A 22,155-nucleotide genomic window follows, 5' to 3' on the forward strand; every position below is an offset into this window, starting at 1 on the left:
ATCGCTGTGCTTATAACAATGAGGATAGCGAAGCATGACAATCAAAACAGGGTTAATGGCGGCGGCATTGTTGATGCTGGCGGGCTGCAACGCGCCATCGCAACATGCGGCGGTAGAAACCTGCAAAGCGGATAACCAGATGCAGCAAACCACGCTCTATTTCGGCTTAAACCGTCCTGCCGGGGCGCAGATCACCAGCAACGAATGGCAGCAGTTTGTTGACCAGGACGTGACGCCGCGCTTTCGCGATGGCTTAACGGTATTTGATGCCCGCGGACAGTGGCTGGGGAACGACGGAAAAGTGGCGCGTGAACCGAGCAAGGCGTTGATGCTGATCCACGGTAAAGATGCGCAGAGCGAGAAGAACATCGAAGCGTTGCGCGGGATTTATAAGTCACGCTTCGCGCAGGAGTCGGTAATGCGTGTCGATCAGCCGGTGTGCGTGCAGTTTTAATGAAAACGGCGGGATAACCCGCCGTTGTTGTATCGTAGGCCCGCGCAAGCGAAGCGCCACCCGGCACAAAACTTACAGCACCAACCCCGCAAAGCTCGCCGACAGCAGGCTCACCAGGGTCGCACCATACACCAGACGCAGACCAAACCGCGATACCACGTTACCCTGCTGCTCGTTCAGGCCCTTAATCGCCCCGGCCACGATGCCGATGGAGGCGAAGTTCGCGAACGACACCAGGAAGACGGATAAAATGCCCAGCCCGCGCGGGGACATCTGGTGCGCTATTTTTTGCAGCTCAATCATCGCCACAAATTCATTCGCCACCAGCTTGGTTGCCATAATGCTGCCCGCGTTTAAGGCATCGCTCAGCGGAATCCCCACTAGCCATGCCAGGGGATAAAATACATAGCCGAGGATCTGCTGGAAGCTCATGCCAAATACGCTGGAGAAGAGGGCGTTAACGGCACTAATAAGCGCGATAAAACCAATCAGCATCGCCAGAATAATCATCGCCACCTTAAAACCGGCCAGAATATACTCGCCAAGCATCTCGAAGAAGCTCTGCGATTCATGCAGTTTTTCCAGTTTGATATCCGGCTCCGCTTCCGGGCGCGTCGGGTTGATGACCGTGAGAATAATAAAGGTGCTGAACATGTTCAGAATCAGCGCTGCGACGACAAATTTAGCGTCGAGCATGGTCATATACGCCCCGACAATCGACAGGGAGACCGTCGACATCGCCGTGGCTGCCATGGTGAAGAGACGACGAGAGGAGAGATCGCCCAGAACGCCTTTGTAGGCAATGAAGTTTTCCGACTGGCCGAGGATCAGCGAACTCACCGCGTTAAAGGATTCCAGCTTGCCCATACCGTTCAGTTTTGACAGCAGCGTACCGATTACCCGAATAAAAATCGGCAGGATCCGCCAGTGCTGAAGAATACCAATCAGCGCGGAAATAAAAATAATCGGGCAAAGTACGCCGAGGAAAATGAACGCCAGACCTTTTTCTCCCATGCCGCCAAAGACGAAATTGGTGCCTTCACCGGCAAATTTGAGCAGCGACTCAAAAAATCCTGAGACGTATTTAATCAGGAATAACCCGCTTTCGGCGTGCAGGAAAAAGAACGCCAGGGCAATTTCTATGACAATCAGCTGTAAAACAAAACGAATGCGAATTTTTCGGCGGTCGAAACTCACCAGCCAGGCAAGCGCGAGAATAATGACCAGCGCCAGCAGGAAATGGACAATTTTAAACATAATTTAATTTCACCAGGTGTTTGAGGCGGTTATTTAGCCACAGCCCTGAATCAGCGTAAATGGGCATTTTCGTTATAACTTATAAACTTAACGATAACGCCTGAAACTATTATCAGGCTGGGCGTTTACAACTCGTTATCAAAACACCGCACATTTCGCTTGTGTTTCTTTCTGTCGTAATGATAATCACTATCACAAGAATTTACCTTTCTTTGCATCAGTTGACCGCGATAAACATTTAAGGTGTCGGCATGTTTGTTCCATTTCTCATTATGTTACGTGAAGGGCTCGAAGCCGCCCTTATCGTGAGCCTCATCGCCAGTTATCTGAAGCGAACCCAGCGCGGGCGCTGGATTGGCGTCATGTGGATCGGGGTATTCCTTGCCGCGGCGCTCTGTCTGGGCCTCGGTATTCTCATCAACGAAACCACCGGCGAGTTTCCGCAGAAAGAGCAGGAGCTGTTTGAGGGTATCGTCGCCGTGATTGCGGTGGTGATCCTCACCTGGATGGTGTTCTGGATGCGTAAGGTCTCCCGTAACGTGAAGGTGCAGCTGGAGCAGGCGGTGGATAACGCGCTGCAAAAGGGCAATAACCACGGCTGGGCGCTCATTATGATGGTCTTTTTCGCCGTCGCGCGCGAAGGGCTGGAGTCTGTTTTCTTCCTGCTGGCGGCGTTTCAGCAGGATGTGGGGATCTGGCCGCCGCTGGGGGCCATGCTGGGCCTCGCCACGGCCGTGGTGCTCGGTTTTCTGCTGTACTGGGGCGGTATCCGCCTGAACCTGGGCGCCTTCTTCAAGTGGACCAGCCTGTTTATTCTGCTGGTGGCCGCGGGTCTGGCGGCAGGGGCGATTCGCGCCTTCCATGAAGCGGGCCTGTGGAACCACTTCCAGGACGTGGCGTTCGACCTCAGCAACGTCCTCTCCACGCACTCTCTGACCGGCACCCTGCTCGAAGGTATCTTCGGCTATCAGGAAACGCCGAGCGTCAGCGAAGTGGCGATGTACTTTATTTATCTGGTTCCGGCGCTGGTGCTGTTCGCTATGCCGCCGCGTACCGGCACGCAGGCGTCGCGCGTTGCGCCGTAATCTTAGATTTAGTTACAACATACTTTTAAAGGGAAGAGTCATGGCAATTCAGTTCCGTCGTAGTGCGTTATGCGCAGGCATTGCCGCGCTGTTCGCTTCTGCATTCTCCGCCTGGGGCGCGGATGTTCCACAGGTAAAGGTCACCGTCAACGACAAGCAGTGCGAGCCGATGACCCTCACGGTGAACAGCGGCAAAACCCAGTTCATTATTCAGAACCACAGCCAGAAGGCGCTGGAGTGGGAGATCCTGAAAGGGGTTCTGGTGGTGGAGGAGCGTGAAAATATCGCCCCTGGCTTCAGCCAGAAGATGACCGCCAACCTGCAGCCGGGCGAGTATGAGATGACCTGCGGTCTGCTGACCAACCCTAAAGGGAAGCTGATCGTCAAAGGTGAAGCGACGGCCGATGCGGCGAAAGGCGCTGCGGTGCTGAGCCTGGGCGATGCGATTACCGCGTATAAAGCCTACGTCACCAAAGAGACGGCGGAGCTGGCGACGGCAACCAAAGCCTTTACCGATGCGGTGAAGGCCGGGGATATCGAAAAAGCGAAATCCCTCTATGCGCCAACCCGTCAGCATTACGAGCGCATCGAGCCGATCGCCGAGCTGTTCTCTGACCTTGATGGCAGCATTGACGCCCGCGAAGATGATTTCGAGCAGAAAGCGGCCGATCCGAAATTCACCGGTTTCCACCGTCTGGAGAAAGCCCTGTTTGGCGATAATTCTGCCAAAGGGATGGAGAAGTATGCCGACCAGCTGAACAGCGACGTGCTGGAGCTGCAAAAGCGCATCAGCGAGCTGGCCTTCCCGCCATCAAAAGTGGTGGGCGGTGCGGCCGGGCTGATTGAAGAAGTGGCCGCGAGCAAAATCAGCGGCGAAGAAGATCGCTACAGCCATACCGACCTGTGGGACTTCCAGGCTAACGTCGACGGCGCGCAGAAAATTGTTAACCTGCTGCGTCCTCAGCTGCAGAAAGAGAACGGCGAGCTGCTGGCCAAAGTGGATGCCAACTTCAAAAAGGTCGACACCATTCTGGCGAAGTACCGCACCAAAGACGGGTTTGAGACCTACGACAAGCTGACCGATGCCGACCGCAACGCGCTGAAAGGTCCGATCACCGCCCTGGCGGAAGATCTCTCTCTGCTGCGTGGCGTACTGGGTCTGGACTAAGCACGATGAATAAGCATAGCGAGAACGACGTGGTTGAGCCTTCACGTCGTCGGTTGTTAAAGGGAGTAGGGGCGCTGGGGGGCGCGCTTGCTCTGGCCGGTGGTTGTCCGGTGGCGCATGCGGCGAAACCGCAAAGCGCACCCGGCACGCTGTCACCCAATGCCCGCATGGAGACGCAGCCGTTTTATGGCGAGCATCAGTCGGGTATCCTGACGCCGCAGCAGGCGTCTATGATGCTGGTGGCCTTTGATTCGCTGGCCAGCGATAAAGCCGATCTGGAACGCCTGTTCCGCCTGCTGACGACGCGCATCGCGTTTCTTACCGCCGGTGGACCGGCGCCCGATACGCCGAACCCGCGTCTGCCGCCAATGGACTCCGGCATTCTGGGGCCGTTTATCGCCCCGGATAACCTGACCATTACCGTTTCGCTCGGTGAATCGCTGTTTGACGCGCGCTATGGGCTGGCAAAACAGAAGCCGAAGGCGCTGCAAAAAATGACGCGCTTCCCGAATGACTCCCTGGATGCGGCGCTGTGTCACGGCGACCTGCTCCTGCAGATCTGCGCCAATACCCAGGACACGGTGATCCACGCCCTGCGCGACATCATCAAGCACACGCCGGATCTGCTGAGCGTGCGCTGGAAGCGGGAAGGGTTTATCTCGGACCACGCCGCCCGCAGCAAAGGAAAAGAGACACCGGTGAACCTGCTGGGCTTTAAGGACGGTACGGCCAACCCGGACAGCCACGACGGTGCGCTCATGAAGGAGGTGGTGTGGGTCACTGCCGATCAGGGCGAACCGGCATGGGCGGTGGGCGGCAGCTATCAGGCGGTGCGGATTATTCAGTTCCACGTGGAGTTCTGGGACCGCACGCCGCTGAAAGAGCAGCAGACGATCTTTGGTCGGGATAAGCAAAGCGGGGCACCGCTCGGTATGAAGAACGAGCATGATGTGCCTGACTACGCCCGCGATCCCAATGGCGATGTAATTGCGCTCGACAGCCATATTCGCCTTGCCAATCCGCGAACCAAAGAGACGCAGTCGAGCCTGATGATGCGTCGGGGCTACAGCTACTCGCTCGGCGTGACCAACTCCGGTCAGCTTGATATGGGGCTACTGTTCGTCTGCTATCAGCACGATCTGGAAAAGGGCTTTCTCACCGTGCAGAAGCGGCTCAACGGTGAAGCGCTGGAAGAGTACATTAAACCTATCGGCGGCGGCTATTTCTTTGCCCTGCCAGGGGCGCGCGACAGTAACGCGTACCTCGCTCAAGGGCTGATCGAAGCCTGATAATCGTCCCTGCGATAGTTCGCGGGGACATTATTTTTTCATATGACTATCTTGTTGTTATATTTCTGTAATATTTCTATATAAGACTGAATCTACTGCAGGTGCAGTCTTAAAAGTTGCATTCAGGTAAAATAAATGTTGCATTTGTGATAACTCCTGATGTACTTAAGATAAGACAGCGGTAGTTCCCGGCAGTGATGCTGAATCACTATGGAGATCGCGAATGGTTGCGTCCTGTACTGGACAAGGTAAACATAACAACCGCAGCACCCGGCGCGGAGGCTCAGACTCCGGCAGCGATTTCCTCACCACTAAATTCTCCCCCCTTCCTCAAGAATCTGATTCGACCGACGTGCAGAACGGTGCGCGTAGCTGTTCCGTATCGTCATCCGATAAAGCAAGCAATGGCTTACAAGGAAGCCAACCCTCTGATGTTCGTGCGCATAATCGTGCCGAAGCTGGCGCGTGTGATGAATACCAACAACTCAAGGTGCTATCCATGGGAAGACAAAAAGCAGTGATCAAAGCTCGTCGCGAAGCAAAACGTGTGCTGAGACGGGATTCACGTAGCCATAAACAGCGTGAAGAAGAATCGGTCACCTCGCTTGTGCAGATGAGTGGCGTAGAGGCAATTGGCATGGCCCGAGACAGCCGTGATAATTCTCCAATTGTGGCGCGCAATGAGGCTCAGGCGCACTACCTGAATGCTATCGAGAGTAAACAGCTCATCTTTGCAACCGGTGAAGCCGGATGCGGGAAAACCTGGATTAGTGCAGCCAAAGCGGCGGAAGCGCTGATCCATAAGGACGTGGAAAGAATCATTGTTACCCGTCCGGTACTGCAGGCTGATGAAGATCTCGGCTTCTTGCCCGGAGATATTTCGGAGAAGTTTGCCCCGTACTTCAGGCCCGTCTATGACGTGCTGGTGAAGCGGCTGGGTGCATCCTTCATGCAGTACTGCCTGCGACCAGAGATTGGCAAGGTGGAAATCGCGCCGTTCGCCTATATGCGCGGACGTACATTTGAAAATGCGGTCGTCATTCTTGACGAGGCTCAGAACGTGACCGCTGCGCAAATGAAGATGTTCTTAACGCGCCTCGGGGAGAACGTGACGGTTATCGTTAACGGCGATATTACCCAGTGTGACCTGCCATCCGGCGTGAAATCCGGGCTGAGCGACGCCATGTCACGTTTTGAGGAAGATGAGATGATTGGGGTGGTACGCTTCACCAAAGAGGACTGCGTGCGTTCGGCGCTCTGCCAACGCACGCTGCAAGCGTATTATTGAGTTTGCTGTTGTGTTCAAGGCCCGGGAAACCGGGCTTTGTTATTAAAAGTCAAAAAACTCGGTATCATCAAGGGAGGCTTTTCGGCTTTTTATTTTGTCATTAGCTAAAGCTAATTTGCGACGTATTAGTACATCAAAACTAAGTTGTAATAATTCCTGTATTCTTGATAGGGGGATTCTTTTTTGCATGAGTGCGGTTCGCAAGGATAATTTATGCCAACCATCATCGTCTTTTTTCGCAGTTGTTAATATTAAATCCGCAAGTTCTTTGTCTGAAAAATCTATTTTTAATTGTTCTAAGCAAAAGTTAAATACTGTTACGTAAAGGCTTGGTGGAGAGATTTCTGATTCAAAAGCAAAATTATTTATTTCAATATCAAAACTTTCATTGCCTTTTGTTTTGAATATGGAAATTCTTGCTTTCATAAATGTATTGTCTAAGAAAATATCTTCTATTTTTTGAGGGATTGAAATCTCTTCAAAATTCAGTTGATGCCCAAGGGAGAACATATCTTTCACGGCTGGAATAAAGCCGTAGTTAAAATAATCATGGTAATCCAATTCTTCCAGAAAAAAAAGAACATTATGAAAAATAATATAAAATGAATGTTCATTAAAACATTTACTATAAAAACCTATTTTCTTACTATGCTCTAATGACAAAACGAATGAAGCAGCAAAAAATTCTTGGATGGATTTATGAACGTAACGGTACTCATTGAATCCGTCTTCGATAATTAAATTCGTAATTGTTGATAATTCCATCGCTATCTTATCTGAAATGTTAATATCTTCACCCACATGGGTTAATGAGTGAGACACGAAATCTATTAATATATCTTTTTTGAAGCTTATTACACCCGCGCGAAGAGAGATAAAGCATAGACAATTAAATAAATCTCTGTATATACGTCTGTTATCATTCCAGTGACGTTGCCTGTTTACTTTTCCTTTAATGTTATCATGCCTATGGAAAACAGTATCAAATATATTTGAATAAAATTGTGATAGTGTGGTTGGTATCTGTTCCCCTAGGTTGTAACTAATGCAAAAAAGAACGACAAGTATTGGTGATTTTAATATTGAGTCTTGTTTTGAATGCAAGGGGCTATGTGTTAGAGCCTCACAAAGTTCGCTAGATTTCTCATTGTCAGAGGCAGTGTTTTTTATGATGCCGAATATTTGTTGTTCAGTTAACTCACAAACTGAATATGTTTCAAATTCAGAAAGAGTATCAATTTCAGTATCAGGGCGACTTGTACAAATAACATGACATTTAAAGGAGTTAACTAATCGTCTGATTTGATCTAATAATTGATTTCTAAATTCTGGTTTAGTTTCGTCAAAAGCATCAAGATAAACTTTAACATTGCTGTCGAGTAATAATTTTGATAAAGCATGCTCTTGTATTTTTACTCCTGCATTATTAAGTGAAATTGTAATTTCTTGTTCAATTCTACCACCTGTATAGTTTTTTAATTCGTAAAATATTGGAAGTCGATGAAAACGTTTAGCGTTGTTAGACAATAATTTTCTTAAAAGAGTTGATTTTCCTTGGCCTGCCAATCCTTTAATTAATAGAGCCTTATCATTATCCAAAGTCGTTGAATCAGTGATTGGTATTCTTAACTGCGAACCTGATGGCAAAAGATCAACATTTACATAAATGTCGTCAATGTGAAATACTCGATCCGGTGAGACTAATGTTTTAACTTGTAATATCTTTTCACAGTAATTAAGATAGTTTTTCTTAAATTTCAAAATTTCTAATAATTGATATTTTTTAGCTAGGAAATCAAATGTTCCACTGATTGTTTTTTTTGCGGTTTCATCTATTATTGGTTTTAGTGCTGAATTTATAATTGGGTCCACAGTAAAGTTCCTTAATTATATGGTAATATACTAACTTAACATGAGATGGTTATATTTGTTGATTATGAACTCCAATAAGGAATTGGGAATTGAATTTGTGCATATAATAATTTTTACCCAAAAAAATATAAATGTCAATGTCTATATTTAATGCTTCCTATATAGATCCAGGGAAATATAGTAGGAGTTAAGACTTTAATAGATGAAATTTTAAACAGAAATCCATCGTAGGTCTAGTATGGATTATGCAGATTTTTAAAAATGAGGGAATTCTCATGTCTTAGCGGCCTTTAATATACTAAAAAAGCACTTTAATACGAGCCCTCATGTTGGATCTGGCGGAGAATAGAGATTGATTCGCTTCGCATCCCGTTACTAGGGGCCGACTCAGGCGTTATGCTCTCAGTCTGTCCAACTGGCTGTCGCCAGTTGTCGAACCCCGGTCGGGGATTCTCATCCCCCCGCAGGCATGCAATATGCGAAAAAAAAGCCCGCATTTTCATGCGAGCTCTTCTTTAAATATGGCGGTGAGGGGGGGATTGACTCGCTTCGCTCGCCCTGCGGGCAGACTGTTCGCTACGCTCTCAGTCTGTCCAACTGGCTGTCGCCAGTTGTCGAACCCCGGTCGGGGATTCTCATCCCCCCGCAGGCGTGCAACATGCGAAAAAAAAGCCCGCATTTTCATGCGAGCTCTTCTTCAAATATGGCGGTGAGGGGGGGATTCGAACCCCCGATACGTTGCCGTATACACACTTTCCAGGCGTGCTCCTTCAGCCACTCGGACACCTCACCATATTGTTTTGCTGCCTGACCGCTTGGGGGGCAACGGGGCGCTACTATAGGGAGTTGCGCTAAAACGGTCAAGCAGATTTTCTGTATTCGTGTGCGTTCGGTTAAGCCTTAATCAGCTCTTGTCGCAGCACGGGTTATTAACGCTGAGAATCGAGCACTTCGCTGTTTTTAACCACTTCCTGTGCTTTGCCGTAGCTTTCGATCAGCAGCTGGTAAGCCGGGAAGATGTGGGTGTACACCTCAGCCCACTCAGCCGCGTCCTCACGGTTCCAGGTTCGCTGGATCTCAGAGGCCACCGCCGCCGTATCCATCGGAACCACACCGGCCTGCACCACGCGCGCCAGGGTGATCTCCTGCGCCATCTTGCTGTAGGTGCCGGAGGCATCAATCACCGCAAATACTTTGTACCCGTCCGCCACCGCGCTAATTGACGGGAAGGCCATGCAGACGCTGGTGATAGTGCCAGCAATAATCAACGTTTTGCGCCCGGTGGCTTTTACCGCAGCCACGAACTCCGGGTTATCCCAGGCGTTGATTTCACCTTTACGGGCAACATATTGCGCATGCGGCGCGTTGGCGTGGATCTCCGGGATAAGCGGTCCGTTCGGTCCCTGTGGAACGGACGCGGTGGTGATCACCGGGATCTTCGCCAGGGTCGCGATCTTCGCTAACGCTGCCGCACGAGCGCGCAACTCTGGCATTGGCATATCTCCGACGGTCTGGAACAGACCGCTCTGGTGATCGATAAGCAACATCACCGCATCGTTCACATCAATAACCGGACGGGAGCCATTAAAATTCGCAGGTGTAGACATCTTCTTCTCCTTTATTACGTTCAGATCTGGCCGAAGCGGCCGGAGTTGAAATCACGAATGGCTTCGTTGATTTCGCTTTTACTGTTCATCACAAACGGGCCATAGCCCACGATGGGTTCATTCAGCGGCTCGCCGGCCATCAGCAGCACTTTTGCATCGCTGCTTGCCTCAAGGTGCAGTTTGTCGCCTTCCTGACTCAGTACGACCAGCTGGGCTTCACCTGCCTGAGTGGTACCGTTCACCGTGATGTTGCCCTCAAGCACCACCAGCGCGGTGCTCCAGCCTTCGGGCTGATTGAGCGCCAGATGGCTTCCCTGGTTCAGCGCGATGTCCCAGACGTTGAGCGGTGAGAAGGTGTGCGCCGGGCCGGTAACCGTGTCGTAGCGACCGGCAATGACCCGCAGCGTTCCACCGTTGTCAGGCAGCGTCACCACCGGGATGTCGGCTTTCGTGATGCTCTGGTAGCCCGGTGCGGCCATCTTGTCTTTCGCAGGGAGGTTGACCCAAAGCTGCATCATTTTCAGTTCTCCGCCTTTCTGCGAGAACGCGCTGGAGTGGAACTCCTCGTGCAAAATACCTGCGCCTGCGGTCATCCACTGCACGTCGCCGGGGCCAATCACGCCGCCTTTGCCCGTGGAGTCGCGATGCTCCACTTCACCGGAATAGACGATAGTGACCGTTTCAAAACCCCGGTGAGGGTGCTGGCCTACGCCGCGTTTCGCACCATCTGCCGGAAAGGTGTACGGGCCTGCGTAGTCCAGCAGCAGGAACGGACTCAGCGGCTCGCCGTGGGTTTGATAAGAGAACATTGAACGGACCGGGAAACCATCGCCAACCCAGTGCTGACGAGGAGCGGTATAAATGCCTGTTACGTTTTTCATGATTAACTCCTGATGTTCTGTTGATGTAATTAGCTTATATTCAGGGTTAATATCCCGGTAGATAGTGAAAATGGCATTCACTGTTCCGAAAATAGAACAATGAGGACTTATGCAGGATCTCAATGACTTCGTCTGGTTTGTGAAGGTGGTGGACTACGGGGGGTTTGCGGCGGCGGGAAGGGCGCTTGACCAACCCAAGTCCAAACTGAGCCGCAGGATCGCGCAGCTGGAGGAGCGGCTTGGCGTACGGTTGATACAGCGCACGACGCGGCAGTTTACGGTGACGGAAGTGGGGCACACTTTCTATCAGCACTGTAAGGCAATGCTGATAGAAGCAGAAGCGGCAGAGGAGGCCGTTGCTGCGCTGCAGGCTGAGCCGCGCGGCGTCGTCAGGATCACCTGTCCCGTCACGTTACTGCACGTCCACGTGGGACCGATGCTGGCGCGGTTTATGGCGCGCTACCCCGGGATTAATCTCCAGCTTGAGGCCACCAATCGTCGGGTCGATCTTGTTGGCGAAGGTATTGATGTCGCTATCCGCGTGCGTCCGCGTCCGTTTGATGATAGCGATCTGGTCTTAAGGGTGCTGGCTGACAGGGGGCATTGCCTGGTGGCAAGTCCGCAGTTGATTGAACGTATGGGTAAACCGCGAATGCCTTCCGAGCTCAGTGAATGGCCTGGATTAAGTATGGGGGCCGGTAAACAGGTGCATAAATGGGAGCTCAGTGGTCCAGAAGGGGCGAAAGCGGAGATCCACTACGCACCGCGCTTTATTACCACCGACATGCTGGCACTGCGGGAAGCGGCGATGGCGGGCGTGGGCGTTGTACAGTTGCCGATATTAATGGTGAAGGATCAGCTTGCGTCAGGGGAACTGGTACGGGTGCTGGACGCGTGGGAACCCCGACGGGAAGTGATTCACGCGGTTTATCCTTCGCGGCGCGGCATGCTGCCGTCGGTCAGGACGCTGGTGGATTTTCTGACTGAAGAGTATGCGAAGATGGTGGAAGAGTAGCTTTTCGTAGGTCGGGTAAGCGCAGCGCCACCCGACATAAAGAGCGCAGGGAGTTTCAAGGTTCGAATCCCTCCTTTCGGAGAATATAAAAGAAAAAAGCCCGTACTTTCGTACGAGCTCTCATCTCGAATATGGCGGTGAGGGGGGGATTCGAACCCCCGATACGTTGCCGTATACACACTTTCCAGGCGTGCTCCTTCAGCCACTCGGACACCTCACCATATTGTCATCCCGTTGTTGCCGGGACGGGCGCTAATGTAAGGAAAAGCCGAACTGGCGTCAACTCACTTTTTCAGTAATTTAGCGTATTTAGACAAACTTCAGGCAACTTGATTCCTAAATGTGCACAAAGCGCCTCTTTTATCAGCAACGCGGTTTCCTGATAAATTTGTTATGCTGGAAATCCACTTGAAAATGAAAACAAAACAGCGCAATAAAAGGCAGGAATAACTATGGATATACTCTTCTATCACCCCACGTTTGATACGGCATACTGGATCAAGGCGCTTACGGCGGCGTTACCCGGCGCACGCGTTCGCGAGTGGAAGCGTGGCGATAATGAACATGCCGACTATGCGCTGGTCTGGCATCCACCGGTTGAGATGCTGCAGGGCCGCAAGCTGAAGGCGGTTTTCGCCCTGGGCGCGGGTGTTGATTCGATCCTCAGTAAACTGAAAGCGCATCCCGAAATGCTGCCTGAAAATATCCCGCTGTTCCGTCTCGAAGATACCGGAATGGGCCAGCAAATGCAGGAATATGCCGTCAGCCAGGTACTGCACTGGTTCCGCCGCTTTGATGACTATCAGGCCTTTAAACAGCAGGCCCACTGGGAGCCGCTGCCTGAGTACCGTCGCGAAGACTTTACGATCGGCATCCTCGGTGCGGGCGTGCTGGGCTCAAAAGTGGCAGAAGCACTCGCTCCATGGGGCTTCCCGCTGCGCTGCTGGAGCCGTAGTCGCAAGGACTATCCGGGCGTCGAGAGTTTTGCCGGAACGGATGAGCTTCCGGCCTTTCTGAACGGCACGCGCGTGCTGATCAACCTGCTGCCAAACACGGCGGAAACGGTAGGGATCATCAATGAAACCTTGCTCAATCAGCTCGTCGATCAGAGCTACCTGATGAACCTGGCGCGCGGAGTCCATGTTGTGGAAGGCGATCTGCTGAAGGCCCTGGACAACGGAAAGCTAAAAGGCGCCATGCTGGATGTCTATAGCCGTGAACCGCTACCCGCGGAAAGCCCGCTGTGGAAGCACCCGCGCGTCGCGATGACGCCACATGTGGCTGCCGTGACGCGTCCGGCAGAAGCGGTGGCCTATATATCCCATACCATCAGCGAAATGGAAAAGGGTCACGCGGTCACCGGGCAGGTCGACAGGCAGCGCGGCTACTGAGACAAACCCGGCGTTCGCCGGGTTTTTGCTAATATTCGCCGCTGATAACTGCTATCCTTTGGAAAAACCGCAGAGGAGAAAGAGATGTATCCCGTTGACCTGCATATGCACACCGTCGCCAGCACCCACGCGTACAGCAACCTCCATGATTATATCGCCCAGGCGAAGCTTAAAGGTATTAAGCTGTTCGCGATCACCGATCATGGTCCGGACATGGCGGATGCCCCGCACTACTGGCATTTTGTGAATATGCGGATCTGGCCACGTCTGGTGGACGGCATTGGGATACTGCGCGGCATTGAGGCGAACATCAAAAATATCGACGGTGAGATCGACTGCACCGGCCCGATGCTGACGTCTCTGGACCTTATCCTCGCCGGTTTTCATGAGCCGGTTTTCCCGCCTCAGGATAAAGAGACCAACACCGCGGCGATGATTGCCACTATTGCCAGCGGCAATGTGCACATTATCAGCCACCCCGGTAACCCGAAGTATCCGATTGATATTCAGGCTGTCGCGCAGGCGGCAGCAAAACACCGCGTGGCGCTGGAGATTAATAACTCCTCCTTTGTTCACTCGCGTAAGGGCAGCGAAGACAACTGTCGCGCCGTGGCGGCCGCCGTGCGTGATGCGGGTGGCATGGTGGCGTTGGGCTCAGACTCTCATACCGCGTTTACGCTGGGTGATTTCAGCGAGTGCCTGAAAGTGCTGAATGATGTTAACTTCCCGGAAGCGCAAATCCTGAACGTGACCCCACGCCGCATGCTCGATTTCCTCGAGTCGCGCGGAATGGAACCGATTGCCGAATTTGCCGATCTTTAATTGTGTAATGGAATAAAAAAAATGAACGAGTTTTCCATCCTCTGCCGCGTGCTGGGTACGCTCTATTATCGCCAGCCGCAAGACCCGCTGCTGGTGCCACTTTTTACGTTAATTCGTGAAGGTAAACTGGCGCAGAACTGGCCGCTGGAACAGGATGATTTACTGGAACGTCTGCAAAAAAGCTGCGACATGCAGCAGATTGCGACCGACTACAATGCGCTGTTTGTCGGCGATGAGTGCCGCGTTTCGCCATACCGTTCTGCCTGGCAGGAAGGGGCGACGGAAGCGGAAGTCCGTGCTTTCCTCTCCACTCGTGGTATGCCGCTGAGCGATACGCCAGCCGATCATATCGGTACGCTGCTGCTGGCAGCGTCCTGGATTGAAGATAACGCCGGTGATGATGAGAACGAAGCCATTGAAACCTTGTTCGAAACGTACCTGCTGCCGTGGGTCGGGACGTTCCTGGGTAAAGTTGAAGCGCATGCCACCTCGCCATTCTGGAGAACGCTGGCGCCGCTGACCCGCGACGCTATCGCGGCAATGTGGGATGAGCTGGAAGAAGAGAACGAAGAGTGATGTAAGTCACATAAATTCTGCAACTCATCAGTTCATTTTGCATGTAATGTGCTGATGATCTCATTTCTATGGTGCGCTTCTGCTAAGATGCGCGCCATGAACATATTACTTTGTATCGCAATAACGACAGGTATTCTCTCCGGGCTCTGGGGATGGGTAGCCGTGTCTCTCGGATTGCTCAGCTGGGCCGGATTCCTCGGCTGTACCGCCTATTTCGCCTGTCCGCAGGGGGGCGTAAAAGGGCTCTTTATCTCAGGCTGCACGCTAATGAGCGGCGTTATCTGGGCGCTGGTGATCATGAAAGGCAGCGCGCTGGCACCGCATCTGGAGTTGCTGGGGTATATCATGACGGGCGTCGTCGCCTTTTTAATGTGCATCCAGGCTAAGCATCTGCTGCTTTCATTTGTGCCGGGAACCTTTATGGGGGCGTGCGCGACCTTTGCAGGGCAGGGTGACTGGAAGCTGGTGGTCCCTTCACTGGCGCTGGGGTTGCTGTTTGGCTATGCCATGAAAAACAGCGGCCTATGGCTGGCGTCGCGGCGGGAAAAAGCGCAAAACATCACGGCAGTGAGTGAATAAAAAAAGGCGAGATAATCATCTCGCCTTTTTTATGCGCTTCCTGTCAGGATTCCGGAGGGACTGACATATCGCGGTATTTCACCAGTATCGGGTTCTGCACGTCTGCTTTGTTTTGCAGATCCCACAGCCCGCGGTCGATACCGTCGTTGATTAAGTAGATCACGCCGGTTTCAATGGCTGACATCAGACACATCATGACCGGCTCGTTAGAGGTGTAGCCAATTTCACCTTCCAGTAAACGCTGGTAATCGATGAAGCGGAATACCCCAGCCTGAACTTCATAAGACAGAATGGTTTTGCTGGTGTTCACCGAAGAGAGCACTTCGCCTGTACTGACGTTGACCACACGCAGGTTAACGGCGATCTGGTCAAGCTGGTACTGGGTATCCGCACCGATACCGAAGTACCGCGCGCCCGCACCACCCGATTTAACGTTACTTTCGTAACCAATAATCGATCCTTCAATCATTACGTTCGCTGCCGCCAGAGATTCCAGAGGCGTGCGGTTATTGGCCGCGACGGTACCATTTTCCTGTGCGGCACGAATGATTTTTCGTTCATTCAACAGGTTCTGAAGACCCTGACGTTCCAGCGGAATAAACCAGTGCGAATCCTTGAGCGCGGTAACCAGCATCGCGGTGGCGCTCTGCGGCACTGCCGTGGAGAAGTTACTTGCCGGGTAAGGTTTGAATTGCCCGGTTTCATCCTGAATATTGTATACGGAGACAAATATTTTCCCCGTTGGAGCAGGTAAATGCGTTAAATCACGATAACTCTGGGCCCGAGGCATTAATGTTGGTTTTGCAGCTTCTTTAGGTGGAGCAGTTAAACAACCGCTCAATAAGCACACTGCAACAAATATCAGGAAGCGCTGCATGATCGTTGTCCTTATTTAGCTATTGTTTAAAAGTCAGTTGAATTACTTTGAAGACCGGAAACCTGAATGGTGGAAATCCTTCCGGTTTTACGATCGGTCACGTTCAGCTGAAGCTGTCCGTCCGTGTTGGCGATATCAACGATAAAATCGTTGGTCACCATTCGGCCGGGTTTACCGGTATTAATGTTGGTCAATAACCCGCCTAAAATCTGCGACTGGATAGCCTGCGTGAAGTTGTCCAGGGCGGATGGGGTATCAATGCTAAAATCCTTTAAGCTTGGGTCCTTATAGGAGTTTTGCGCCTGAGCTTCATTCAGCAGGAACGCACCGTTGTTAGGGTTACCGCCAAAGTTAGGGTTACGGAACTGAAACGTCATGTTTCCGGCCCAGCTGATGGGTGTGATCAGCATTATCGAAACAACTGCATATGCAATACGCATGACAGCCTCCGCATATCGGTTCGCTAGAACTCGTCTTTTGCTAAATCGCTGGTGCTTAATAGGGCTTTATCTATTTGCAGGCGATTAATAGCGTCTTCTGATTGTGCCAGTGCTAAGACTACGTTTTTATCGAAGTCTATTTTGGTCGGGAATAAAAACGTTTGATAAATAACGTACTGATTAGCCGTTATTGTTATCCAACTTCCCCATCGTGCACTGGGCCGCTCGTTGATTGTTATATTACCCGTGTAGGTACTGTCCCATTTGTCGCTGAAGGCACGGTAAAAACTGTGCCCGACCGATGAGACAGTGTGGTCTGTTAACAATCCGGGAACTTCGACCTCGACGGCCTTCAGATTCCCAGCAGCGAGCAGGAAACTCGCTGCGGCGATCCAACTCAACGTGCGCTTCATGTGATTAACGCCTGAGGTTATCGTTTGCCCACGAAACCGCCTGAGTTCGGTTTTTCACAGCTATCTTCTTGAAAAGATTATAAAGGTGCGTCTTTACCGTATTTTCGCTGATAAATAACGAACGGGCGATTTCAATATTTGAAGCACCAATGCGTAACTTATTCAGGATCTCTTTCTCACGGTGCGTGAGCAGTGCTGACTCTGTGCTGTTATAGCGATAATTTCCGGAGTGTGTGATGAGATAGCTGGCAAGCTTTTGCGAAAAATAACACTCTCCGCGCAATATACCTTGCAGCCCCTCTACCACCCGGTCTTCTTCTTCCGTGACGTAGAACACGCCATTGATATGCGGCCAGCTTTCAATATCTCTGAAAGGATATTCATCAGGCGTATTCAACAATAGCACGCGGATATTATTGTTTTTCCTGCTTAAAATATCCTGCCAGTAATGGATAAGCTTTTTATCAGCTTCCATCATATCGAAAAGAATGATGCTGCCAGGTGCAATATCATCAAAAGAACGTTGAATATTATGCAATTTCCCGTTCAGTGATAAAGATTGCTTTAAATGTTGTAATAATGCTGTCGCTTGCAAAGAAGGTTTTGTGATCAACAGTAATGTATGACCATGTAAACTATGGACTTCATTATACATGATGAAACCCCACTTTATTTTGGCACCTGACAGCTGTCCTCCTGTTTAAAAGAGGACACCAGAAGTACTGACAGATGTTGCACTGCTGTGTGTAGAATCAGACCATAACCTCCACAGGGAGGTAAATATAAAACCAATTTCGTACATCTAATTTCAATCTAGCTTTTACGAAGTTTAAAGCAAGTGTTAAACATGTAACAGGATGTAAAAATCAATATTAATTTGTGAAATTAGGTTGTTTGCAATGGCAATAATTGATGAGAAAGTTGTACACAGAAATAGATGTGCACAGATTTTAAAAATCATACAAATATTTTTAATTATTTGATTTTTAATGTTATTTGCTATTTTTGTAAAGCATTAATTAAGTATGAGTTTCAGATTATTTCTAAGCCCGCGAATGAGCGACTTTCTGGCTTAAGAAAAGAAGCTCCGTGTCACGCGATGGGAAAAATGTTCTCCTGCCGTTACGTTTAAACAACCCGGGAGGAAGCGTGGACAGCCTTCGTCTCGTTGTACAACCCTTTCGCAACACACTTTTAATAAAAAATATAAGCTGGCCTGATTAAAGTGATTTTTGATGTAAATTACGACTTTGTGGTGACCCGATAAATAAAAATAAGCCACGCGGGTGAGATATTTAAAATGTTTCAGCGGACATACTCTTCACCGTAACGACGCGTTAACACAATACGAGTCGTTTAAACATGGAGTGATTAAATAGCCAGGTCCAGGGTGACAACATGAAAAACGCATCGTTAATTATGATGTTTACATTACTGGGTGCGCCTGGATTTGTAGCCGCAGCGAATTCAGATTTGGCAAATTCTGAATATAATTTTGCGGTTAACGAATTAAGTCTTTCATCACTAAATCAGGCAGCCATTATTGGTCAACGGGGCGTTTTCAATAACGCTGAGGTTCGCCAGGACGGTTCAAGACTCTTATCCATTGTTTCCCAGGATGGGGCAGGCAACAGAGCGAGGGTTGATCAATCAGGGAGTTACAATTTAGCCTGGATCGATCAGAGCGGTAACGCGAATGATGCAGGTATTACGCAAGATGGATACGGTAATAGCGCGAAAATTATCCAGAAAGGGTCGGGTAATAGAGCAAATATTACGCAGTACGGTACGCAGAAAACCGCAGTTGTAGTGCAGAAACAGTCGCAAATGGCTATTAACGTTATTCAACATTAGCGCTTTCGCGACGACTTTAATCAATCCGATGGGGGTTTACCATGAAATTTATCAAAGTGGCAGCACTTGCAGCAATCGTAGTTTCTGGTAGTGCTATGGCGGGTTCTATTAATCAGGGTGGTTGGGGTCATGGACATGGTCACGGTGGATACAGTGGCCCTAATTCAACCCTGAATATTTATCAGGACGGTGGCGGTAACTCCGCGGTTGCTCTGCAGACAGACGCCAGAAATTCCGTGCTGAATATTAGCCAGAAAGGTGGCGGTAACGGTGCTGACGTTGGTCAGGGTTCTGATGACAGTAAAATCAACCTGACCCAGAAAGGATTTGGCAACAGTGCGACACTTGATCAGTGGAACAGTAAAAAATCCGTCATGAATGTTAGCCAGACCGGCGGCTTTAACGGTGCACTCGTAGACCAGACTGCGTCCAACTCAACTGTTAACGTTACCCAGATCGGTTTTGGTAACCACGCGACAGCTCATCAGTACTGATACTGAAATCTGTGCTACAAAAAAACAGGGCATCAGCCCTGTTTTTTTTCGGGAGTTCATCATGAATACCTTAATTCTACTCGCCGCGCTTTCCAGCCAGATAACCTTCAAAACGTCGCAGCAGGAAAACATGACCACCATTATTCCGCAGGTCACTCTGGCGAAGTCGTGTGATTGTCAGGTTCAAATTGTTTCTGTTCGGGAAGGGCAGGGGGGACAAAGTTCGTCCCGACAGCAAAATACCCTTTTTATACCCGCTAATCAGACGATTGAATTAATGCGCCTGAGTTTAAATATTAACGCAGGAGACACGGTAAAAATCGTGGTCACCGTTTCAGATGGAAAATCGCTTCATTTATCACAACAGTGGTCACCGGCGGGAAGTTCGATCTAAATATTCATGAAATCAATGCGTTGCGAATGTGGCGGGTCTGTGCCGTTGAGCTATGCTGATATCAGGGACCTGGTCGTTATGTTCCTTAACGTGAGACTTCGTTTGCCGTAATAAATGAAGCGCGTTTACCCCTCATGGACGATTTTCATTGAGGAGTACCTATAATGAATAACTATTTTGCTCGACTCGCGGCAGGTCTGGGTCTGGTCGTTTCTGCTTTGAGTATCCCGGCTTATTCGGCCACAGTTGTTGACGGTGGTGTCATTCATTTTCGCGGTGCCATTGTCGCAGACCCCTGTGAAGTCACTCCCCAGAAGCAACAGTTTGCAATGTCATGTCCAGATAATAACCGTATGCAAACGCGTATGGTGAGCTATGAAGAGGCGCTTAACGGGAAAGTGAGTGACTCAAACCTGGCGACGCTCAATATGAAATACCTTAATCCTGAAAAAACGCTCGCGGTTGTCGAAATCCAGTATCGCTAATGCGCACTCTCCCGCCCAGCGGTGGAAGAGGATTTTTTCTGATAGTTTTTTCTCCCGGTCTCCTCTGCGATACACTTAAGAAAAAGGCGGGTTGCAGAGGGGCTTTATGAAACCGCAAATTGACATTATTCATGGCGATATTACGACCATGCACGTCGACGTTATCGTCAATGCGGCCAATCCCTCCCTGATGGGGGGAGGCGGCGTGGACGGGGCTATCCACCGGGCTGCCGGACCGCAGCTGCTGGAAGCCTGTAAAACCGTGCGGCAACAGCAGGGCGAATGTCCTCCCGGTCACGCGGTGATTACGCTTGCGGGCAATCTGCCTGCCAGAGCGGTTATTCATGCCGTAGGGCCCGTCTGGCATGGCGGGCACCAGCACGAAGCGAGTATTCTGGAAGAGGCTTACCGGAACTGTTTGCGGCTGGCCGCCGACAACGGCTATAAAACGATGGCGTTCCCGGCCATCAGCACCGGCGTGTATGGTTACCCTAAGGCCGCCGCCGCAACGATCGCCGTAGAAACCGTTTACCGCTACCTGTCGTTAAAACCGCTGCCGGAGAAGGTGATTTTTGTCTGTTTCGACGACGACACCACGCATCTTTATCAGCGGCTGCTAACTCAGCGCAGACAAGAGCTGGAAAGCTGAAGCAAACGCGGCGCATCCGGTGCGCCGCGTGTTCTAAGAGGCTTTCGCCTGCGGTTTTCCTGAAAAGAGGAAACGCAGCAGCGGGATCCGCAGATGGATTTCGTAGAGTACGATCGCCACCCCCACAACGAACACCAGCCCGGTAAAGAAGCCCAGCGTGTTGGAGGCGATGTGCGGTGTGATGTAAGCTCCGAAGAAAAGCGTCAACGGGTGATGCACCAGATAGATAAACAGCGAAGCATTAACGAAGTAGGTCACGCGGTGAGACTTAAAGTTCAGCAAACGGTGGCCCAACGCGAATACTACGTTCACCATCCACAGGCCCAACAGCATCGTGATCACGCTTTCCGTTTCATACATCCAGGCGTCGCCGCTCCCGTAGCGCTGATTTAGCAGATAGGCCGCGAACGCGAGAGTGGCTCCCAGTGCGCACCACGGTGACGGGGTGACAAACAGCGATTTAAGCTTCGGATGAATAAACGCCAGCGCGCCGATTAAAAAGAAGGGAATGTAGAACAGCGACTGCATCACCACAAAATTAAATAACCCGTCGCTCAAAATCGGCGGGTAGACGATAAGCAGGGTCCGTCGCACAGCGGCATAGGCAATCCCCAACAGCAAGAAGAGCACTGACAGTTTGCCCATCGTAACGTTGGCGAAAAAGACGTCGGCTTTCGTACTTAGATGGTGGCGCAGGCGGCTGAAAATCAACAGACTCACCGTGGTGAGCACCACCAGGACCAGCAGGAACCACAGGTGGGATACCAGCTCCCAGACTAGCGTATTGTACTTTTCATACAGTGTCAGATTCGGCCAGTTCTCCGCTTTACCCTTCACGTACTGCAACATAATGAACTGGGGCAGCGTCAGCAACGGAATGGCGGTCAGCATGGGGATCCCCACGCGCTCTACGCGCACTTTCCACCAGCGCTTGAGCGGGTATCGCAGAAACAGCATGTAAGAGAAATAGCCGGATATGACAAAAAACACCTGCATACGGAAGGCGTGAATAAAGTCATTAAACAGCGTCAGCCACCAGGAGGGCATCTGGCTATTCACGTGCCAGGTGTGGCTGGAGTAAATCAGTGAAATGTGAAAGGGGATCCCCAATAGCATCAGCCATGCCCGGATCGAGTCGAGGAAATATTCACGTTCTGTTGGTGTTGTGCTCATATAACGTTGTGCATTCTCAGACTTTTCGTCTTATCCCTAAGACTCATAATGGTTACATTCGAAGGCAACCCTACACCAAGACCGACACCCTG

General features: G+C 50.7%; 24 protein-coding genes, 2 tRNA genes and 1 other RNA gene. 15 read left to right on the top strand and 12 right to left on the bottom strand.

The window, feature by feature from the left end; all coding sequences use genetic code 11:
- Positions 1-34 precede the first annotated feature (34 nt).
- The gene (locus OTG14_RS03985) at positions 35-454 is read left to right on the top strand and encodes a DUF3574 domain-containing protein (protein ID WP_032648964.1); all 420 of its coding nucleotides are present in this window, start codon (positions 35-37) and stop codon (positions 452-454) included.
- 72 nt (positions 455-526) lie between these two features.
- On the opposite strand, the gene OTG14_RS03990 is transcribed toward OTG14_RS03985, so the two are convergent.
- A complete protein-coding gene (locus OTG14_RS03990) occupies positions 527-1,711 on the bottom strand; it encodes a NupC/NupG family nucleoside CNT transporter (protein WP_024908972.1) in 1,185 nt (394 codons plus the stop codon).
- Positions 1,712-1,962: 251 nt separating this feature from the next.
- Here OTG14_RS03990 and efeU point away from each other — a divergent pair, with 251 nt between their 5' ends.
- From efeU to phoH, 4 genes are all read left to right on the top strand, one after another.
- Positions 1,963-2,796, top strand: coding sequence for an iron uptake transporter permease EfeU (gene efeU / locus OTG14_RS03995; protein ID WP_032648962.1), 834 nt, complete (start codon positions 1,963-1,965; stop codon positions 2,794-2,796).
- 40 nt (positions 2,797-2,836) lie between these two features.
- Entirely contained in the window at positions 2,837-3,964 is a 1,128-nt protein-coding gene (gene efeO, locus OTG14_RS04000; RefSeq protein ID WP_048989838.1) for an iron uptake system protein EfeO, read from the top strand.
- Positions 3,965-3,969: 5 nt separating this feature from the next.
- Positions 3,970-5,253, top strand: coding sequence for an iron uptake transporter deferrochelatase/peroxidase subunit (gene efeB / locus OTG14_RS04005; protein ID WP_090417395.1), 1,284 nt, complete (start codon positions 3,970-3,972; stop codon positions 5,251-5,253).
- A 499-nt stretch (positions 5,254-5,752) separates the two neighbouring features.
- Positions 5,753-6,541, top strand: a complete 789-nt coding sequence (gene phoH, locus OTG14_RS04010; protein WP_024908976.1) for a phosphate starvation-inducible protein PhoH — start codon at positions 5,753-5,755, stop codon at positions 6,539-6,541.
- A 42-nt stretch (positions 6,542-6,583) separates the two neighbouring features.
- On the opposite strand, the gene OTG14_RS04015 is transcribed toward phoH, so the two are convergent.
- From OTG14_RS04015 to OTG14_RS04035, 5 genes are all read right to left on the bottom strand, one after another.
- The gene (locus OTG14_RS04015) at positions 6,584-8,413 is read right to left on the bottom strand and encodes an NACHT domain-containing protein (RefSeq protein WP_248273017.1); all 1,830 of its coding nucleotides are present in this window, start codon (positions 8,411-8,413) and stop codon (positions 6,584-6,586) included.
- A 522-nt stretch (positions 8,414-8,935) separates the two neighbouring features.
- Positions 8,936-9,073, bottom strand: a non-coding RNA gene (locus tag OTG14_RS04020) — RtT sRNA.
- A 44-nt stretch (positions 9,074-9,117) separates the two neighbouring features.
- Positions 9,118-9,205, bottom strand: a tRNA-Ser gene (locus OTG14_RS04025).
- A 137-nt stretch (positions 9,206-9,342) separates the two neighbouring features.
- Positions 9,343-10,020, bottom strand: a complete 678-nt coding sequence (locus tag OTG14_RS04030; RefSeq protein ID WP_024908977.1) for an isochorismatase family protein — start codon at positions 10,018-10,020, stop codon at positions 9,343-9,345.
- A 20-nt stretch (positions 10,021-10,040) separates the two neighbouring features.
- Complete coding sequence (locus OTG14_RS04035; protein WP_267214616.1) at positions 10,041-10,901, bottom strand: pirin family protein; 861 nt, start codon at positions 10,899-10,901, stop codon at positions 10,041-10,043.
- Between the two features lie 109 nt (positions 10,902-11,010).
- Here OTG14_RS04035 and OTG14_RS04040 point away from each other — a divergent pair, with 109 nt between their 5' ends.
- A complete protein-coding gene (locus tag OTG14_RS04040) occupies positions 11,011-11,916 on the top strand; it encodes a LysR family transcriptional regulator (RefSeq protein ID WP_024908979.1) in 906 nt (301 codons plus the stop codon).
- A gap of 132 nt (positions 11,917-12,048) precedes the next feature.
- On the opposite strand, the gene OTG14_RS04045 is transcribed toward OTG14_RS04040, so the two are convergent.
- Positions 12,049-12,136: transfer RNA gene (locus OTG14_RS04045), tRNA-Ser, on the bottom strand.
- A 232-nt stretch (positions 12,137-12,368) separates the two neighbouring features.
- Here OTG14_RS04045 and ghrA point away from each other — a divergent pair.
- From ghrA to OTG14_RS04065, 4 genes are all read left to right on the top strand, one after another.
- A complete protein-coding gene (ghrA, locus tag OTG14_RS04050) occupies positions 12,369-13,307 on the top strand; it encodes a glyoxylate/hydroxypyruvate reductase GhrA (RefSeq protein ID WP_267214617.1) in 939 nt (312 codons plus the stop codon).
- 84 nt (positions 13,308-13,391) lie between these two features.
- Complete coding sequence (locus OTG14_RS04055) at positions 13,392-14,129, top strand: phosphatase (RefSeq protein WP_024908981.1); 738 nt, start codon at positions 13,392-13,394, stop codon at positions 14,127-14,129.
- Positions 14,130-14,150: 21 nt separating this feature from the next.
- A complete protein-coding gene (locus tag OTG14_RS04060; RefSeq protein ID WP_029740002.1) occupies positions 14,151-14,705 on the top strand; it encodes a TorD/DmsD family molecular chaperone in 555 nt (184 codons plus the stop codon).
- A gap of 96 nt (positions 14,706-14,801) precedes the next feature.
- Entirely contained in the window at positions 14,802-15,284 is a 483-nt protein-coding gene (locus OTG14_RS04065; protein ID WP_139210879.1) for a DUF1097 domain-containing protein, read from the top strand.
- Positions 15,285-15,327: 43 nt separating this feature from the next.
- Here the strand turns inward: OTG14_RS04065 and csgG are convergent, their stop codons facing one another.
- From csgG to csgD, 4 genes are read right to left on the bottom strand one after another with little or no spacing between them, the layout of a single operon-like run.
- Complete coding sequence (gene csgG, locus OTG14_RS04070; RefSeq protein ID WP_024908984.1) at positions 15,328-16,161, bottom strand: curli production assembly/transport protein CsgG; 834 nt, start codon at positions 16,159-16,161, stop codon at positions 15,328-15,330.
- Positions 16,162-16,187: 26 nt separating this feature from the next.
- Entirely contained in the window at positions 16,188-16,601 is a 414-nt protein-coding gene (csgF, locus tag OTG14_RS04075) for a curli production assembly/transport protein CsgF (protein WP_023311106.1), read from the bottom strand.
- Between the two features lie 23 nt (positions 16,602-16,624).
- Positions 16,625-17,014 (bottom strand): curli production assembly/transport protein CsgE, encoded by a 390-nt coding sequence (gene csgE, locus OTG14_RS04080; RefSeq protein ID WP_048991542.1) that lies wholly within the window; start codon positions 17,012-17,014, stop codon positions 16,625-16,627.
- A gap of 4 nt (positions 17,015-17,018) precedes the next feature.
- Positions 17,019-17,669, bottom strand: a complete 651-nt coding sequence (csgD, locus tag OTG14_RS04085) for a biofilm master transcriptional regulator CsgD (RefSeq protein WP_090417387.1) — start codon at positions 17,667-17,669, stop codon at positions 17,019-17,021.
- Positions 17,670-18,412: 743 nt separating this feature from the next.
- On the opposite strand from csgD, the gene csgB reads away from it, so the two are divergent.
- The 5 genes from csgB to ymdB all read left to right on the top strand — a co-directional run bounded on the left by csgB (position 18,413) and on the right by ymdB (position 20,890).
- Positions 18,413-18,868 carry a curli minor subunit CsgB gene (gene csgB, locus OTG14_RS04090; RefSeq protein ID WP_048991544.1) on the top strand — a complete coding sequence of 152 codons (456 nt, stop codon included), beginning with the start codon at positions 18,413-18,415 and terminating at the stop codon, positions 18,866-18,868.
- Positions 18,869-18,909: 41 nt separating this feature from the next.
- Positions 18,910-19,362, top strand: coding sequence for a curli major subunit CsgA (gene csgA / locus OTG14_RS04095; RefSeq protein ID WP_267214618.1), 453 nt, complete (start codon positions 18,910-18,912; stop codon positions 19,360-19,362).
- Between the two features lie 61 nt (positions 19,363-19,423).
- Positions 19,424-19,756 carry a curli assembly chaperone CsgC gene (gene csgC, locus OTG14_RS04100; RefSeq protein ID WP_267214619.1) on the top strand — a complete coding sequence of 111 codons (333 nt, stop codon included), beginning with the start codon at positions 19,424-19,426 and terminating at the stop codon, positions 19,754-19,756.
- 164 nt (positions 19,757-19,920) lie between these two features.
- A complete protein-coding gene (locus tag OTG14_RS04105; RefSeq protein ID WP_048991547.1) occupies positions 19,921-20,241 on the top strand; it encodes a type 1 fimbrial protein in 321 nt (106 codons plus the stop codon).
- Positions 20,242-20,347: 106 nt separating this feature from the next.
- A complete protein-coding gene (gene ymdB, locus OTG14_RS04110) occupies positions 20,348-20,890 on the top strand; it encodes an O-acetyl-ADP-ribose deacetylase (protein ID WP_267214620.1) in 543 nt (180 codons plus the stop codon).
- A 33-nt stretch (positions 20,891-20,923) separates the two neighbouring features.
- Here ymdB and mdoC read toward each other — a convergent pair whose 3' ends face one another.
- Complete coding sequence (gene mdoC / locus OTG14_RS04115) at positions 20,924-22,063, bottom strand: glucans biosynthesis protein MdoC (protein WP_024908993.1); 1,140 nt, start codon at positions 22,061-22,063, stop codon at positions 20,924-20,926.
- Between the last annotated feature and the right edge of the window lie 92 nt (positions 22,064-22,155).

It is taken from the genome of Enterobacter pseudoroggenkampii (assembly GCF_026420145.1).
Lineage (GTDB): Bacteria > Pseudomonadota > Gammaproteobacteria > Enterobacterales > Enterobacteriaceae > Enterobacter > Enterobacter pseudoroggenkampii.

Excerpts from the sequence above, each read along its gene's own strand:
- OTG14_RS03985 (WP_032648964.1), top strand. The coding sequence starts at position 35 with ATGACAATCAAAACAGGGTTAATGGCGGCGGCATTGTTGATGCTGGCG.
- OTG14_RS03990 (WP_024908972.1), bottom strand. The coding sequence starts at position 1,711 with ATGTTTAAAATTGTCCATTTCCTGCTGGCGCTGGTCATTATTCTCGCG.
- efeU (WP_032648962.1), top strand. The coding sequence starts at position 1,963 with ATGTTTGTTCCATTTCTCATTATGTTACGTGAAGGGCTCGAAGCCGCC.
- efeO (WP_048989838.1), top strand. The coding sequence starts at position 2,837 with ATGGCAATTCAGTTCCGTCGTAGTGCGTTATGCGCAGGCATTGCCGCG.
- efeB (WP_090417395.1), top strand. The coding sequence starts at position 3,970 with ATGAATAAGCATAGCGAGAACGACGTGGTTGAGCCTTCACGTCGTCGG.
- phoH (WP_024908976.1), top strand. The coding sequence starts at position 5,753 with ATGGGAAGACAAAAAGCAGTGATCAAAGCTCGTCGCGAAGCAAAACGT.
- OTG14_RS04030 (WP_024908977.1), bottom strand. The coding sequence starts at position 10,020 with ATGTCTACACCTGCGAATTTTAATGGCTCCCGTCCGGTTATTGATGTG.
- OTG14_RS04035 (WP_267214616.1), bottom strand. The coding sequence starts at position 10,901 with ATGAAAAACGTAACAGGCATTTATACCGCTCCTCGTCAGCACTGGGTT.
- OTG14_RS04040 (WP_024908979.1), top strand. The coding sequence starts at position 11,011 with ATGCAGGATCTCAATGACTTCGTCTGGTTTGTGAAGGTGGTGGACTAC.
- ghrA (WP_267214617.1), top strand. The coding sequence starts at position 12,369 with ATGGATATACTCTTCTATCACCCCACGTTTGATACGGCATACTGGATC.
- OTG14_RS04055 (WP_024908981.1), top strand. The coding sequence starts at position 13,392 with ATGTATCCCGTTGACCTGCATATGCACACCGTCGCCAGCACCCACGCG.
- OTG14_RS04060 (WP_029740002.1), top strand. The coding sequence starts at position 14,151 with ATGAACGAGTTTTCCATCCTCTGCCGCGTGCTGGGTACGCTCTATTAT.
- OTG14_RS04065 (WP_139210879.1), top strand. The coding sequence starts at position 14,802 with ATGAACATATTACTTTGTATCGCAATAACGACAGGTATTCTCTCCGGG.
- csgG (WP_024908984.1), bottom strand. The coding sequence starts at position 16,161 with ATGCAGCGCTTCCTGATATTTGTTGCAGTGTGCTTATTGAGCGGTTGT.
- csgF (WP_023311106.1), bottom strand. The coding sequence starts at position 16,601 with ATGCGTATTGCATATGCAGTTGTTTCGATAATGCTGATCACACCCATC.
- csgE (WP_048991542.1), bottom strand. The coding sequence starts at position 17,014 with ATGAAGCGCACGTTGAGTTGGATCGCCGCAGCGAGTTTCCTGCTCGCT.
- csgD (WP_090417387.1), bottom strand. The coding sequence starts at position 17,669 with ATGTATAATGAAGTCCATAGTTTACATGGTCATACATTACTGTTGATC.
- csgB (WP_048991544.1), top strand. The coding sequence starts at position 18,413 with ATGAAAAACGCATCGTTAATTATGATGTTTACATTACTGGGTGCGCCT.
- csgA (WP_267214618.1), top strand. The coding sequence starts at position 18,910 with ATGAAATTTATCAAAGTGGCAGCACTTGCAGCAATCGTAGTTTCTGGT.
- csgC (WP_267214619.1), top strand. The coding sequence starts at position 19,424 with ATGAATACCTTAATTCTACTCGCCGCGCTTTCCAGCCAGATAACCTTC.
- OTG14_RS04105 (WP_048991547.1), top strand. The coding sequence starts at position 19,921 with ATGAATAACTATTTTGCTCGACTCGCGGCAGGTCTGGGTCTGGTCGTT.
- ymdB (WP_267214620.1), top strand. The coding sequence starts at position 20,348 with ATGAAACCGCAAATTGACATTATTCATGGCGATATTACGACCATGCAC.
- mdoC (WP_024908993.1), bottom strand. The coding sequence starts at position 22,063 with ATGAGCACAACACCAACAGAACGTGAATATTTCCTCGACTCGATCCGG.